The organism is Sinobaca sp. TMA16-18 (assembly GCF_059510535.1).
In genome coordinates this window covers 580,944-596,365 of record NZ_JCAKFM010000001.1, presented here as the reverse complement: position 1 = coordinate 596,365, position 15,422 = coordinate 580,944, and the positions used below count along the sequence as shown (strand labels likewise).

Annotated in this window: 13 protein-coding genes; 11 read left to right on the top strand and 2 right to left on the bottom strand. The window is 45.3% G+C overall.

Annotated features, from left to right (window positions below; all coding sequences use genetic code 11):
- Positions 1–12: 12 nt before the first annotated feature.
- Positions 13–474, bottom strand: coding sequence for a universal stress protein (locus AC5W14_RS03045; protein ID WP_496059082.1), 462 nt, complete (start codon positions 472–474; stop codon positions 13–15).
- A 175-nt stretch (positions 475–649) separates the two neighbouring features.
- On the opposite strand from AC5W14_RS03045, the gene AC5W14_RS03040 reads away from it, so the two are divergent.
- The 3 genes from AC5W14_RS03040 to AC5W14_RS03030 all read left to right on the top strand — a co-directional run bounded on the left by AC5W14_RS03040 (position 650) and on the right by AC5W14_RS03030 (position 3,719).
- Positions 650–1,408, top strand: coding sequence for an SDR family oxidoreductase (locus AC5W14_RS03040; protein WP_496059083.1), 759 nt, complete (start codon positions 650–652; stop codon positions 1,406–1,408).
- A 77-nt stretch (positions 1,409–1,485) separates the two neighbouring features.
- The gene (locus AC5W14_RS03035) at positions 1,486–2,169 is read left to right on the top strand and encodes a metal-dependent hydrolase (protein WP_496059084.1); all 684 of its coding nucleotides are present in this window, start codon (positions 1,486–1,488) and stop codon (positions 2,167–2,169) included.
- Between the two features lie 239 nt (positions 2,170–2,408).
- The gene (locus AC5W14_RS03030) at positions 2,409–3,719 is read left to right on the top strand and encodes a DRTGG domain-containing protein (RefSeq protein WP_496059085.1); all 1,311 of its coding nucleotides are present in this window, start codon (positions 2,409–2,411) and stop codon (positions 3,717–3,719) included.
- 97 nt (positions 3,720–3,816) lie between these two features.
- Here AC5W14_RS03030 and AC5W14_RS03025 read toward each other — a convergent pair whose 3' ends face one another.
- The gene (locus AC5W14_RS03025; RefSeq protein WP_496059086.1) at positions 3,817–4,137 is read right to left on the bottom strand and encodes a YtpI family protein; all 321 of its coding nucleotides are present in this window, start codon (positions 4,135–4,137) and stop codon (positions 3,817–3,819) included.
- Between the two features lie 92 nt (positions 4,138–4,229).
- On the opposite strand from AC5W14_RS03025, the gene AC5W14_RS03020 reads away from it, so the two are divergent.
- From AC5W14_RS03020 to AC5W14_RS02985, 8 genes are all read left to right on the top strand, one after another.
- Positions 4,230–5,180, top strand: coding sequence for a DHH family phosphoesterase (locus tag AC5W14_RS03020; RefSeq protein WP_496059087.1), 951 nt, complete (start codon positions 4,230–4,232; stop codon positions 5,178–5,180).
- A 144-nt stretch (positions 5,181–5,324) separates the two neighbouring features.
- The gene (gene dnaE / locus AC5W14_RS03015) at positions 5,325–8,633 is read left to right on the top strand and encodes a DNA polymerase III subunit alpha (RefSeq protein WP_496059088.1); all 3,309 of its coding nucleotides are present in this window, start codon (positions 5,325–5,327) and stop codon (positions 8,631–8,633) included.
- Between the two features lie 103 nt (positions 8,634–8,736).
- Complete coding sequence (gene ystJ, locus AC5W14_RS03010) at positions 8,737–9,975, top strand: NADP-dependent malic enzyme (protein ID WP_496059089.1); 1,239 nt, start codon at positions 8,737–8,739, stop codon at positions 9,973–9,975.
- Positions 9,976–10,150: 175 nt separating this feature from the next.
- A complete protein-coding gene (gene accD, locus AC5W14_RS03005; protein ID WP_496059090.1) occupies positions 10,151–10,999 on the top strand; it encodes an acetyl-CoA carboxylase, carboxyltransferase subunit beta in 849 nt (282 codons plus the stop codon).
- Between the two features lie 25 nt (positions 11,000–11,024).
- Positions 11,025–12,014, top strand: a complete 990-nt coding sequence (gene accA, locus AC5W14_RS03000) for an acetyl-CoA carboxylase carboxyl transferase subunit alpha (RefSeq protein WP_496059091.1) — start codon at positions 11,025–11,027, stop codon at positions 12,012–12,014.
- Between the two features lie 109 nt (positions 12,015–12,123).
- Entirely contained in the window at positions 12,124–13,083 is a 960-nt protein-coding gene (gene pfkA / locus AC5W14_RS02995) for a 6-phosphofructokinase (protein ID WP_496059092.1), read from the top strand.
- Positions 13,084–13,124: 41 nt separating this feature from the next.
- Positions 13,125–14,879, top strand: a complete 1,755-nt coding sequence (gene pyk, locus AC5W14_RS02990) for a pyruvate kinase (RefSeq protein WP_496059093.1) — start codon at positions 13,125–13,127, stop codon at positions 14,877–14,879.
- 90 nt (positions 14,880–14,969) lie between these two features.
- Positions 14,970–15,359, top strand: coding sequence for an FxsA family protein (locus tag AC5W14_RS02985; RefSeq protein WP_496059094.1), 390 nt, complete (start codon positions 14,970–14,972; stop codon positions 15,357–15,359).
- The last annotated feature ends 63 nt before the right edge of the window (positions 15,360–15,422 follow it).

Genomic DNA, 15,422 nt, shown 5'->3' with positions numbered 1-15,422 from the left:
TCTTTTTTGGTCTCACGGCTGGGCCTGATCCGGGTGGTTTGCGGTGCGCACGATAAGAACGTCGCATTTGGCCTGTCTGGCAATAGCTTCGGATACACTGCCTATAAATATGCGTTCTACCGCGTTCAGGCCTGTTGCTCCGGTAATAATCAGGTCTGTTTTTGTTTTTCTGGCAATATCTTTTGGTATTTTCACTTTTGGGGAACCAAAGTCGAGGACCGTCGTTACATCGGTTAATCCTGCCTCTTTGGCTTCTGCGGCATATTTATCCAAAAGGTCCTGCCCGTATCCTTCCGCTCTGGCAACGACTGCCCTGTCATAATGTTCGACGGTAGCGAAAGTGCGGGTGTCGATAATATGAGCAATCGTTAATGCTGCATGGTATTCGTCCGCAAGCTCTATTGCCTTTTTAAATGCTGTTTTGGCCTCCTGCGAACCATCTACGGCTACTAGTATATGCTGATATTTGCCCATGGTCATCCTCCTTTTAGAGAGTGTACGACAGTTTATATTTACAGTATATCACAAGGATGTAAGCGCTGAACATGAGCGCAATATTTTTACGGAAGCCCGAAAGCATAGTATGATGAGTAAGGATAATAAATACAAAAGCATACATAGAGTGATCGTGTTATAAGGAGGACTAATCATGCGTCATGCACTAGTTACAGCAGGATCGAAAGGATTGGGGCGGAAAGTGACAGACATGCTGATGGACCAAGGCTACGCTGTTACAGTCAGCTACAGAAACGATGTAAATGCAGTAGAAAAATTAAAGGCAGACTGGGCCGAAGCGGAAGATCGGCTGTTATGCATCAACGCAGATATTACGAAGTCTGCAGATATTAAACAGCTCGTCCAAAGAGCCAAAGAAAAATTTGGGAGGCTTGATCTGCTGATTAATAATGCGGGGCCGTATATTTTCGAACCGAAAAAACTGATGGATTATGAACCGGAAGAATGGCATGAAATGATTGAAGGGAATTTAAGCTCGATGTTCTACCTTCTGCAGGAAGCAGTGCCGATTATGAGAGAACAGCGCTATGGCAGAGTGATAGCCTATGGATTTCAGGGAGCTGGTTCCGCACCCGCCTGGCCTTATCGTTCCGCCTACGCTGCAGCCAAATCAGGGCTTGCTTCGTTAGTGAAAACAGTAGCGGTGGAAGAAGCAGAAAACGGAATAACGATAAATATGGTATGTCCGGGCGTAGTGACATCAGATTACAAAGAAGCCGGAATAGAAGACGCCAGGCCGGTAAAAGACAGCAGTATTCCAGTAGGGCGGCCGAGTACCGGTGAAGATATTGCCCGCACTATTTTATTTTTATGTGAAGAAGATTCCGACATGATTACCGGTACGGTTATGGAAGTAACCGGCGGGGTGGACGTATTACATAAGCGCAGATAGCTTTTGTTTAAAATCATCGGAAGAAAGGTATACAAAAAAGAGAATTAAATCGAGCAAAACCAAAAGGAGTGTTATCGTTGAAAGTAACCTATCATGGACATTCAGTAGTGAAAATTCAAACGAACGGCAAAACGATTCTAATTGATCCTTTTATAACGGGTAATGGCTTAACAGATCTTGAACCAGAAAAAGTGGAAGCAGACGTTATTCTGCTGACGCATGGCCATAACGACCATCTCGGCGATACGGAAGATATTGCAAGAAGAAGTGATGCACTGATCGTAGCGCCGTTTGAACTGGCTACTTATTTAGGCTGGAAGGGCCTGAACACGCACCCTATGCATATTGGCGGCGCCTACACGTTTGATTTTGGAAAAGTGAAATTCACGCAGGCGTTCCACGGCTCCGCATTTATGGATGATGAAACACAGACGATCACGTATATGGGAATGCCGGCCGGGATTCTTTTTGAAGCGGAAGGAAAAACGATTTATCATATGGGAGATACTGGATTGTTCTCTGATATGAAAATGATTGGAGAGCGCAATAACATTGATCTGCTGTTTATTCCAATCGGCGATAATTTCACAATGGGACCAGAAGATGCGAAGCAGGCAGTCGAATGGATAGGGCCGAAGTTCACCGTGCCGATTCATTACAACACGATGCCTCAAATTAAGCAGGATCCGGAAGCCTTTATTTCTTCGATTTCACCGGCTGAAGGTGCTGCATGGAGCGCTGGTGAAGGAACGGATTTATAAAAGCCATAAAATAGAGCTGTTTTCCGGAGACGGAAAGCAGCTTTTTTTGTGCCGCATGAACTGATCTGTATTAATTTTTTCTGCGGGGACAGCCGGCTGTTTTATACAGACAGCAGGAGAAATGCCTGTCAGAAAGAGGTTAGTTGAATTGTATATAACAGAAACGTATAATAAAAGTAATACAGTTTGGAACGATAAAGAAAAAAGGGCACAGATTTGGGAGAAGAGGAGGCGTGAATATGACAACCAAGCATGAACAAATTCTTCACCACATCACGGATCTGGATGTAGGAGAGAAAATATCGGTACGCCGGATAGCAAAAACGCTGGAAGTAAGTGAAGGCACTGCTTACCGTGCGATAAAAGAAGCGGAAAATCAAGGGCTGGTCAGCACGATCGAACGGGTCGGGACGATACGTATTGAAAAAAAGCAAAAAGAAAACATAGAAAAACTCACCTATGCAGAAGTAGTCAATATTGTAGACGGCCAGGTACTGGGCGGACGGAACGGTCTGCATAAGACTCTCAACCGGTTTGTAATCGGAGCAATGAAGCTTGAAGCAATGATGCGGTATGTAGAAGCCGGAAACCTGCTGATCGTCGGAAACCGTTACCAGGTACACAAGCTGGCTCTGGAAGCAGGAGCAGCTGTATTAATTACAGGCGGATTTGATACAAATGAAAATGTTATCTCGCTTGCCGATGAGCTGGGGCTTCCGGTTATTACGACAAGCTATGATACCTTTACTGTGGCCACCATGATCAACCGTGCTATTTATGATCAGTTAATTAAAAAAGAGATTGCAATTGTTGATGATATTCTTATTCCTCTTCAGGATACGTACTATATGACGACAGACAACACGGTTGATAAGTGGCATGAAATGAATGGACGCACGGGGCACAGCCGCTATCCGGTAATTAGTGAAGACATGAAGGTACAGGGAATGGTAGCAGCTAAAGACGTACTGGGAGCACAGATGAGCACTTCGATCGAAAAAGTCATGACCAAATCCCCTATTACCGTAAACGAGCGGACGAGTATTGCTTCTGTTGCCCACGTTATGGTGTGGGAAGGAATTGAACTGCTCCCGGTTATTGATGATCACCGGCATCTTTTGGGAGTCATCAGCCGCCAGGATGTGCTGAAAGCTCTGCAGATGGTGCAGAGACAGCCGCACGTAGGAGAAACGATTGAAGATCTTGTAACAAGCCGTTTTCGTGAAACAGAACCGGGGTCGGAATATGTCTATAAGTGCGAACTGAGTCCACAAATGACCAATCATCTCGGGATGATTTCCTACGGCGTACTGACTACGCTCGTCACGGAAACGGGAAGCCGTCTGCTTAAGCAGTACAAGCGCGGCGATATTTCTGTTGAGAATATAACAATATATTTTATTAAGCCCGTTCAAATTGAAAGCACTATCGATTTAAAAGGAAAAATGCTGGATGTTGGAAGAAAGAACGGAAAAATTGATGTAGAGCTTTATCATAAAGGAGCCATTGTTGGAAAAGCATTAATGATGGCGCAGCTGCTCGACCGTTAAAGTGGAAATCGGGGAGTACCATTTTTATGGAAGACGTTAAAAAGGCAGCCGGTTCCTGAATAGGACGGCAGCCTGAAAATGGTGCAGTATAAAATTGTTAAGAAGGCTCTCTTTGGTTGCGTTCTTTTTCTACTTCTTCAGCGGCATATGGCTTGTATAATTTATAGGCACGCATTCCAAGCAGTATATTTGCAGCGCCAAGGAGAGTAAAGATCGTTCCAATAATAATATCCACTAGACCCCGGTTCGTAAACAAAAGCAGCAGTCCTACAGAAGCAAGCGCGGTGCCGAGACTGATATTTGCCTTTGTCTGCGTCCAGCGCTTCAGACCGGGGGAGGAGGCGCGGAACGCTTTTACTTTTTGAAAAAGGTAAAATACGGCAGAAACGACAATAATAATAACAAAAAGCTGGGACAAATAAATCTCTCCTTTCTTAGCAGATTCATTGTACCTTTTTATAAAGACGATCCGCAATACTCATAATGGAACAACAGGAAGGAAGAAATAGGATGAGCAGTATTATGCAGGAACTATACGAAGCGATTGAAAATCACGAGGAAATTATTATTCTGCGCCATGAAAAACCGGACCCGGACGCTCTTGGTTCGCAGGGAGGACTCGCTGCTTTAATTAAACATAACGAGCCTGCAAAGCATATTGTGATAAAGGGTGAAGATGAGCCGGGTTTGTCTTTTTTAGTATCAATGAGTGAAGAAGCAGCGGGAGCCCCGGAAGACTCTCTGTATATTATCTGCGATACAGCAAATAAAGAACGAATTGATGGAAGTGGATGGGAAAAAGCCGGTCAGATGGCAAAAATTGATCACCATCCTGAAGTAGATGTATATGGAGAGCCATCCTGGGTGGATACGAAGTCAAGCTCCACGTGCGAAATGATGATGTCTTTCGCTCTTTGGCTGAAAGCGGAAAAAGGCTGGGAAATCCCTGCAGAAGCGGCGCGGCTTTTCTACGCGGGTATTATAGGAGATACGGGACGTTTCCAGCATTCCAACACTACGCCGAAAACGCTGCAGATGGCAGCGGAAGCTTTGAAGTATCCGATTGATCCGGCTTCTCTCTTTGCCGGTTTTTACAGCAGTGATGAAACGCTGGTACGCCTGAAAGGGCGTGTGCTGTCTGACTTTGAACTGTCTTCAAACGGTGTAGGGGTGATGTATTTAACACAGGACCTGCTTCAGGAATATAATGTCACGATTAACGGCTCTTCTGCGCTGATGAACGTATTTGCTGATATAGAAGGCATTAAAGCCTGGGTCTTCTTCGTGGAAAACGAAGATGGCAGCTACCGGGTAAGGCTTCGCTCCAAAAAAGTAGTCATCAATGAATTAGCAGCCCGTCACAACGGAGGCGGACATCCCAATGCATCTGGTGCAAAAGCGGAAGACCTGGCAGAGACGAAAGCAATTATTGAAGAACTTAACAGTCTCTGCAGGAAATAACCGCTGTAAGCTCCATTGAACTGCTTCCTTGCAGTCATCCGGCCGCCTTTGATAAGGCGGCTTTATTCAAAATGGATTGCTTGTTTTTGGAAAAAAAGCGGGTCATACTAAAGGAAAGAACGGCGATAAAGAAAGGAGGACAATATGAAGGAAGTGAGGCTTCACATACATAGCGAATACAGCCTGCTCTACAGTACTGCCCGAATAAATACACTGGTAGAGACGGCAAAGCATCACCATATAGAAGCACTGGGGCTTACCGATACCAATACGATGTTTGGGGTCGTCCCCTTTTATAATGCCTGCATCGGCGCAGGAATCAAGCCTATCATAGGGGTGGAGCTGACGGTCAAAGGCGTTCATCAGGATGCTTTCTGCCTTTCTTTATACGCCGAAAATGATCAAGGCTACCAGGAACTGATGCGCCTGTCGTCGGAAAGCCAGCGCACTTCGTTATCCCTCGATGATATAGCCGGCAGAACGGAGCATTTATTTGCCGTGCTTCCGTGGGAAGAAAGTGAAGCGGCATACTGGATCCGCCTCAAGGAAAAAGACTGGGTCAAGGATACGCTGGAAAAGTACAAACAGACAGTGGCAGCGGGAAGACTATTTCTGGAGTGGCCGGAAGAAGAAGGAACAGCCGGCCTGGAAGACTGGAAAGAAGCAGCCCGGGCGTTCGATCTTCCACTGACAGCAGGAAACAACATTCGGATGGCGGACCGGAAAGAATACAAGGCGTTACTAGCGCTTCATGCGGTGAAGCAGGGCATTCCTATACGGGAGATGAATCGTCAGGATATTCCGGAACATGCTATTACTCCCTATACGCAGGTGTCGGAAACGCAGAGAGAAGCAGCAGCGAACGCCGTCCAAATCGCGGAAGCTTGTACGGTAACTCTTCAGCCGTCAACTCCTTCTCTACCTTCTTTTCCTCTCCGCCACACAAACAGTTCCGTCGAAGAACTGAACTATTTGTGCAGGGAAGGACTGAAAAAGCGGTTCGATTCCCCATCTACTGAGGCGGAAGAACGGCTTGCTTATGAATTGAACATAATAGAAAATACCGGATTTGCCGATTATTTTCTCATTGTGCAGGACTTTATACATTTTGCACGGTCCAGCGGCATTGCTGTAGGACCCGGCAGGGGGTCTGCAGCAGGCTCACTGGCAGCTTATGTGCTGGAAATTACAGACGTGGATCCACTTTATCACGAACTATTGTTTGAACGTTTTTTAAACCCGGACAGGATAAGTTTTCCGGATATTGATATTGATTTTCAAGATGACCGACGGGATGAGGTGATTCGGTACGCAGTCACAAAGTACGGAGCCGCTCACGTTGCACAGATTGGCACGTTTGGGACGTTTGGAGCCAGAGCCGCCATTCGCGATATTGGAAGAATACTGGAGACTCCGCAGGCGCTTATTGAGAAACTGGCAGGCTATATTCCAGCGCAGCCGGGCAGGCAGTCAACAATAGCGGAAACGATCCGGAACAATTCGGATATGAAAGATTTTATTACGCGGGAAAAAGCAGCCGGTGCCGTTATGAAGCTGGCGGCCCAGATCGAAGGCATGCCCCGGCACACCTCGGTGCATGCGGCTGGTGTTATAGTCAGTAAACATGAATTAACAGACCATGTGCCGCTCTTGTATAAAGAAGATGCGGTGCCGGTGACACAATACCCGATGGGAGTGCTCGAAGCACAGGGATTGACAAAAATTGATTTTCTCGGTCTGAGAAACTTATCGATGCTTCAGCGGATGGAAGAGCTGATAAAGCGGAAAAACCATCGTTTTTCGCTTCGGGATCTTCCGCTCGACAATGATGCTGCTTTTGCCCTGCTGGCTCAAGGAGATACGGATGGAGTGTTCCAGCTGGAGTCCGACGGAATGAAAAAAGCCCTGAAACAGATTCATCCGGATCGATTTGAAGACATTACGGCAGTCAACGCATTGTACCGGCCGGGTCCCATGGAATTTATTCCAAATTATGCAGCGCGTAAACATGGCAGAGAACAGACAACATTTCCCCATCCTGATTTAGAGCCTATTCTCGGTTCTACCTACGGGGTTATTGTGTATCAGGAACAAATTATGCAGATAGCTGCATTAATGGCCGGCTATACCTATGGCCAGGCTGACCTGCTCCGGCGGGCAGTGAGCAAGAAAAAAAGAGAAGTACTGGAAAAAGAAAGAGAGGCTTTTACAGCCGGTGCCGTGCAAAAAGGCTACACGGCAGAAACCGCCTCGAAAGTATACGATACCATCGTCCGTTTTGCTGATTACGGTTTTAACAAAAGTCATGCGGTAGCCTACAGCGTCATTTCCTACCAGCTGGCTTATATTAAAGCCAACGAACCGGCCGTTTTTTATACCGTTCTGCTGGCACTGCATGTGCACAACAAAAATAAGCTGGGCCAGTACAAAAGAGCTGCAGAAAAAAGCGGAATATCATTTCTGCCGCCCTCCATCAATAAAAGCTATTCTACGTTTAAACTGGAACAAGAACGGATTCTTTTTGGATTTAACATGATCAAACAGGTTGGAAACAAAGCGGTATACTCGCTGATCGAAGAACGAAAAAAAGGTCCGTTTACTGACCTGATCGACTTCTGTATGCGCGTCAGCATGAAAGAGTTCGGTCGCAGCGGGCTCGAAATGCTCATTAAGTCCGGTGCTTGTGATGAATGGAGAAAAGACCGGGCGGTTCTGCTTGCATCTATTGACCGCGCGCTCGAATTTGCTGAATTCCAAAGAGACCTCGGCGGACTGGTACAATCCGGAGATGACGATTTCCGCTATGTAGACGCCAAGCCGTATACGACAAAGGAAGCCTATGAAGCAGAAAAAGAAGCAACCGGTCTTTATTTAAGCGGCCATCCTCTGGATGAATATATTCATTTTCTACCTTCTTTTCAGCCGGCAGAGCTGGGAAATATTAAAGAAGGCCAAAAAAAAATGTGGGTGGCCGGTATTGAAGAAGAATGCCGGGAAATCCGCACAAAAAAAGGAGAAAAAATGGCCTTTCTCACGATTACAGATGGCGATGCTTCAGCAGAAGTTGTCCTATTTCCATTTGTTTACCGTAAAGTGAGGCCGCTGATCGAACTAAAAGTTCCTATGCTTATTCAAGGAAGGTCTGAAGCAAAAGGACGCAGCCTTCAGATCATTGGAGAAGCTGTCCTGAGCCTGCCTGAGCTCAACGAACAAAGCCGGTCCATGCTCTGGTTAAAAATAGACGATCAGCTGGAAAAAACCGATGTAATCAAACAGGTGAAAAAAATTGTAAATCAATACCCGGGGTCCGTGCCAGTAAACGTTTTTTATGAGCGGACAAGAGAAACCATGCAGCTGGGAAATCATTTGAAAGCGTCACCGAACCCCCATTTTATGAAAGAAATGGAAAAATACATTCCGAAAGAATTTATTGTCTTTAAGCCTTCTGAATGATGAACTAGTCCGTTTCATCTGTTATAATAAAAGAAGTTTTGCAAGTTATCGAAAAACTTGCTCTAATGAGTAAAAGCAGTTATATAAAAGGAGAGTGGGTTACGTGCCAACGACAAGAGAAGAAGCCCTTCATATTCATCGAGTAAATCAGGGAAAGCTTGAATCAGGAATTAAAGTTCCCGTCCGTAATTCCAGGGATTTAAGTTTAGCTTATTCACCAGGTGTTGCTGAACCGTGTAAAGCTATCTTTGAAGACAAGCAGAAAGTATTCGAATATACAATGAAGGGAAACATGGTAGCTGTTGTTACAGATGGTACCGCTGTGTTAGGGCTGGGTAATATTGGTCCGGAAGCTTCTCTTCCTGTAATGGAAGGAAAAGCTGTCCTTTTTAAATCGTTTGCAGGCGTAGATGCGTTCCCAATCTGCCTCGATACAACAGATGTAGATAAAATTGTAGAAACCGTCAAGCTGATGTCACCAACCTTCGGCGGCGTTAACTTAGAAGACATAGCGGCTCCTAACTGCTTTATTATAGAAGAGCGCTTAAAAAAAGAAACGAACATACCTGTATTTCACGATGACCAGCATGGAACGGCGATTGTTACAGCAGCCGGGCTGATCAATGCACTGAAGCTGAACGGCAAGCCGATATCTGAAATACGCGTTGTTATTAACGGCGCAGGATCTGCCGGCATTGCTATTATCAAACTTCTGCAGCGCCTCGGCGTACGTGACGTTATTCTCTGTGATTCCAAAGGCGCTATCTATGAAGGCCGCTCTTTCGGAATGAATGATGTAAAAGCCGCAGTGGCAAAAGTAACAAATAAAGACAGAGCATCCGGCGAACTTAAAGATGTGATCAAAAATACGGATGTGTTTATCGGAGTATCTGTTGCCGGCGCTTTAACAAAAGAAATGATCCAGACAATGAACGAAGATCCGATTATTTTTGCAATGGCCAACCCGGATCCGGAAATTATGCCTGATGAAGCCAAAGAAGCCGGTGCTCATGTGATTGGTACTGGAAGATCCGACTTTCCAAATCAGATTAACAACGTTCTTGCGTTCCCGGGTATCTTCAGAGGAGCACTTGATGTAAATGCTACACACATTAACGAAGAAATGAAAAAAGCAGCCGTTTATGCAATAGCTGATTTGATTTCAGATAACGACCTCTCGGAAGATTATGTAATTCCAAATCCATTTGATGGAAGAGTGGCTCCAGCGGTAGCAGCAGCCGTTGCCAAAACCGCAATGGAAACAGGAGTAGCCCGCAAAGAAGTGGATCCGGACGAAGTGGCAGAAAAAACACGCCGTCTTTCTATTATCGATAAAGAATAATTTAAAATTTATTCCCATATACAACGGGCTACGTGATAAAATAAAAGAAATGTTTACGGAAAGAAAGCGATCGTTAACGCATATCGGTCGCTTTCTATCCGTTTATTTGTGAATCTGCTTATTTATGTTTTAAAAAAATAGACATTCTTTATAGGAAAGCAAAGAAGGTGTACGCGTGTTAAAAGATTTTTTTTATAAAAAAAGAAGATATGCTACGGTACCTCCTGAAAGGCAGCAGCCTACCAGTATGAACGAAGGAGTTATGACAAAGTGTCCATCATGTAAAACGATCGTTTACACAAAAGAACTGCGTAAACATCAAATGGTGTGCATGAACTGTGAGCATCATATGCCAATCACAGCTCCGGAGAGAATTGAAGGTTTGTTTGATGAAGGCACTTTTTCCGAGATAAATACGTATCTGGTATCCTCGGATCCGCTCGGTTTTCCTGATTACCAGAAAAAAGTAGAACAGGACCAGAAAAAAACGGATCTGCATGAAGCGGTTGTGACGGGGAAGGGAACAATAGACACTCATCCTGTTGTAGCCGGCGTCATGGATTCCAGGTTTCGTATGGGAAGCATGGGATCGGTAGTAGGAGAAAAAATAACCCGGGCCATTGAAGAAGCTGCAGCTGACGGCGTACCATTTATTATGTTCTCCTCTTCAGGTGGTGCAAGAATGCAGGAAGGCGTTCTTAGTTTAATGCAGATGGCTAAAACAAGCGCTGCTTTAAAAAAGCTGGATCGCGAAGGCCTGTTGTTTATATCAGTTATGACGCATCCAACGACCGGAGGCGTTTCCGCAAGCTTCGCTTCGCTTGGGGATTATAATTTTGCGGAGCCGTGTGCATTAATCGGATTTGCGGGCCGCCGCATTATTGAGCAGACGATCAGACAGGATCTGCCGGAAGATTTCCAGACGGCGGAATTTCTTTTGAAGCACGGACAGCTTGATGGTGTCATATCAAGAACGCAGATGAAAGAGAAACTGGGCACTATCCTTGCTATCCACAGAAAGTAACATATAGAGAAAGGAGGAGGCTGCATTGAACCATCTTCCCTTTGAGAAGCCGGTAGTTGAGCTTCGTGAGAAAATTAACGAACTAAAAGAATTTACGAAAGACAAAGAAATTGATATGAGTGGAGAAATTGACAAGTTGGAAAGCCGCCTGGAGCAGCTGGAAGATGAAATTTACGGTAACTTAAAGCCATGGCAGCGTGTGCAGATTGCAAGACACGCAGAGCGGCCAACCTCACTTGATTATATTAATGAGCTGTGCACCGATTTTATGGAAATGCACGGTGACCGGCTCTATGGAGACGATGAAGCGATCGTCGGCGGTATTGCATTTTATCACGGTATGCCCGTTACCGTTATCGGACATCAGCGCGGCAAAGACACAAAAGAAAATCTTCGGCGAAACTTCGGTATGCCGCATCCGGAAGGATACCGCAAGGCACTGCGCCTGATGAAACAGGCAGAGAAGTTCAACCGGCCGATCATCTGCCTGATTGATACAAAAGGGGCATACCCCGGAAAAGCTGCAGAAGAACGGGGCCAGAGCGAAGCTATTGCCAGAAACCTGTTGGAAATGGCAGGTTTCAGCGTGCCGATTGTCAGCATCGTCATTGGCGAAGGCGGAAGCGGTGGTGCTCTTGCTTTAGGAGTAGGCAATCACATTCATATGCTGGAGAATTCTACATACTCTGTTATTTCTCCGGAAGGTGCAGCAGCGCTCTTATGGAAGGATTCCGCTCATGCGAAAAAGGCAGCAGAGACGATGAAAATCACCGCACCAGACCTCAAAAAAATGGACATTATTGATGAAGTGATCCCTGAAATCAGGGGAGGCGCTCATCATAATGTAGCAGAGCAGGCAAAACAGATAGATAAAGTATTGAAATCCTCAATAGATGAGCTGAAGAAGATGAGCGGAGAAGAGCTCATTGAACAGCGCTACGTAAAGTTCAAGAATATCGGGGAATTTAACGATGAGAGCGTTATCATTCCTGCAGATAATCCTAGTGCTTTCTGACTAAACAGCAGAAAGCACTTTTGCTTTTGATCCAAAAAAAAAGAAAAAGCTACATTTTTTTTGAATGAGATGGTAACGTATAATACGATGTGGAAGGGGATAGTTTAGAATGAAACGTATTGGTGTATTAACAAGTGGAGGAGACTCTCCAGGCATGAATGCCGCTATTAGAGCAGTAGTAAGAAAGTCTATTTTTCACGGGCTGGAAGTGTATGGCGTCAAAAACGGCTATGCCGGCCTGATAAGTGGAAATATTGAACAAATGCAATTAGGTGATGTCGGCGATATTATCCATAGAGGCGGCACGAAATTATATACAGCACGGTGTGAAGAATTTAAGACTCCGGAAGGCAGGGAGCTTGCAGTAAATGAGTTGAATAAAAAAGGAATTGAAGGTCTTGTCGTTATCGGTGGAGATGGTTCTTTCCGCGGGGCACAGAAGCTTACAGAACTTGGTTTTCCTACTATTGGAGTTCCCGGCACGATTGATAATGACATTCCAGGTACTGATTTTACGATTGGATTCGACACGGCTCTCAACACAGTCATTGATGCGATTGATAAAATCCGTGATACGGCGACATCCCACGAACGCACGTATGTGATCGAAGTAATGGGAAGAAATGCGGGCGACCTGGCTTTATGGGCAGGACTGGCTGACGGGGCGGAGACGATTATTATTCCGGAAGAGCCGTATGACATGGATCAGATACTTGCCCGTCTTGAGCGGGGGCACCAGCGCGGTAAAAAGCATAGTATTATTATCGTGGCTGAAGGCGTAGGCAGTGGTCCGGAATTTGGTAAACGAATTGAAGACGCAACACAGCTGGAAACAAGAGTTACCGTTCTGGGTCATATTCAGCGCGGAGGCTCGCCTACTGGTTCGGACCGTGTACTCGCAAGTCGTCTTGGAGCTAAAGCGGTTGAACTTTTAATTGATGGAAAAAAAGGCGAAATGGTAGGAATCCGTGAAAATAAAATTGTGTCGCAGAGTATCGAAAGTGCGCTTCAGGAAACGCACCAAATTGATAAAGATGTATACCGCCTCTCCCAGGAATTGTCTATCTAATTCGGGAGCAGTTAGTGTATTAAATAATTAGGAGGAATAAGATGAGAAAAACAAAAATAGTTTGTACTATAGGCCCGGCAAGTGAAGATCCGGTGATTTTGGAAAAATTAATGACAGCAGGCATGAACGTGGCCAGGCTGAATTTTTCCCACGGTGATTTTGCTGAACATCAGGCACGAATTGATAATCTCCGTGAGGTATCTGCAAAGCTCGAGAAAAACGTAGCCATTCTTTTAGATACGAAAGGTCCGGAAATCCGGACCCATACGATGGCCGGCGGTGCGATCAACCTTGAAAAAGGGCAGGACCTGATTGTCTCCGCAGAAGAAGTAGAAGGGACAACAGATAAAATTTCGGTAACGTATGGCGGCCTGGCAGATGACCTGGAACCCGGAAAGAAAATTCTTCTTGATGACGGATTGATTGAACTGGAAGTCCTTGAAATTCAGGGAAAAAACCTTCTTACAAGAGTGCTCAATAATGGAGAGCTCAAAAATAAAAAAGGGGTTAACCTTCCTAATGTCAGCGTTAATCTGCCGGGTATTACCGATAAAGATGCAGCTGACATTGAATTTGGTATTAAGCAGGGCGTAGACTTTATTGCAGCCTCTTTTGTCAGAAGAGCATCTGATGTGCTTGAAATAAGAGAGCTTCTTGAAAAGCATGGAGCAGAGGACATTCAGATCATTCCGAAGATCGAAAACCAGGAAGGGATCGACAACATTGATTCCATTCTTGAAGTATCAGACGGCTTGATGGTAGCACGTGGAGACCTTGGTGTAGAGATACCGCCGGAGGATGTTCCATTGGCTCAGAAAGAGTTAATTAAAAAATGCAATACGCTGGCAAAGCCGGTTATTACGGCAACCCAGATGCTTGATTCGATGCAGCGCAATCCGCGTCCAACAAGAGCAGAAGCAAGTGATGTAGCCAATGCTATCTTTGACGGCACGGATGCGATTATGCTTTCAGGAGAAACGGCAGCCGGGGATTATCCGGTGGAATCTGTTCAGACGATGAGTAATATAGCCCGCAAAACAGAAACAGCATTAAAGTACAAAACTATTTTAAGCCAAAGAACAAAAGAAAGCCGGGTTTCGATTACCAACTCAATCAGCCAGGCTGTTTCCCATACGGCTTTTAATTTAAATGCTGCAGCCATTTTGTCTGCTACGGAAAGTGGAAATACAGCAAGAATTGTATCTAAATACCGCCCGGAATCACCGATTATTGCGGTATCCAGCAACCCGGGCGTTGTAAGAAAACTGGCGCTCGTCTGGGGTGTTAAAGCCATTCACGGTGCTGCAGCGAAAACAACAGATGAAATGCTCGATATTACGGTAACGGAAGCGTTAAAAAGCGGCCGTGTAGAACATGGAGATCTTGTTGTCATTACTGCAGGTGTACCGGTTGGTGAATCTGGAACGACAAACATTATGAAGGTTCACGTAATTGGAGAAGTAGCTGCAAAAGGCCAGGGTATTGGAAGAAAAACTGCCTCTGGTAAAGTAGTTATCGCTAAAAATGCAGAAGAAGCAAAACGGAAAATGGTACCAGGCGCTATTCTTATTACGTACGGTACGGATAAAGACATGATGCCGGCATTTGAACAGGCGTCTTCTGTTATTACAGAAGAAGGCGGATTAACATCACATGCAGCAGTTGTTGGTCTTACGCTTGGCATTCCAGTCATCGTTGGGGTAGATGAAGCGACAGACTTGTTTGAAGATGGAGAAGAAATTACAGTGGACGGTGCCCGTGGCGATATTTACCGCGGTCATGCAAGTGTCCTTTAAAGAGAAGTACGGTAAAAAAGCCGCCCTGCTATACGGGGCGGCTTATTCCGTATATAATATTAAGATAAGAGAAAAAAAGGAGAGAATTAAATGAAATGGCTCCTCTTGCTGCTCATTATTGTTCCAGCCGCTGAAGTAGGCGTGCTTATTCTGGCAGGAAATGTTATTGGCATCTGGCCGACGATCATTCTTATTATCCTTACTGGTATATTAGGTGCATGGCTTGCTAAAAAAGAAGGCCTTCAAACGATCAGAACCGCCCAGCTGCAGATGCAGAATGGGGAAATTCCAAGCAACCTGGTTATGGATGGAGCATGTATTCTGCTCGGAAGTGCATTTTTGCTTACTCCCGGTTTTATTACAGACTTGATAGGCTTTTTGCTGCTTATTCCGGCAACACGCGGATCAGCTAAAGCACTTTTCCAAAAAATATTGAACCGGATGCTGCGGAACGGAACAGTTGTCGTTACAAGAAGGTAAGTGAAAAACAATTCGGCCCGCTTGAAAAAGTGGGCCTTTTTTTGCTTAAAAAAGCGGATCCGC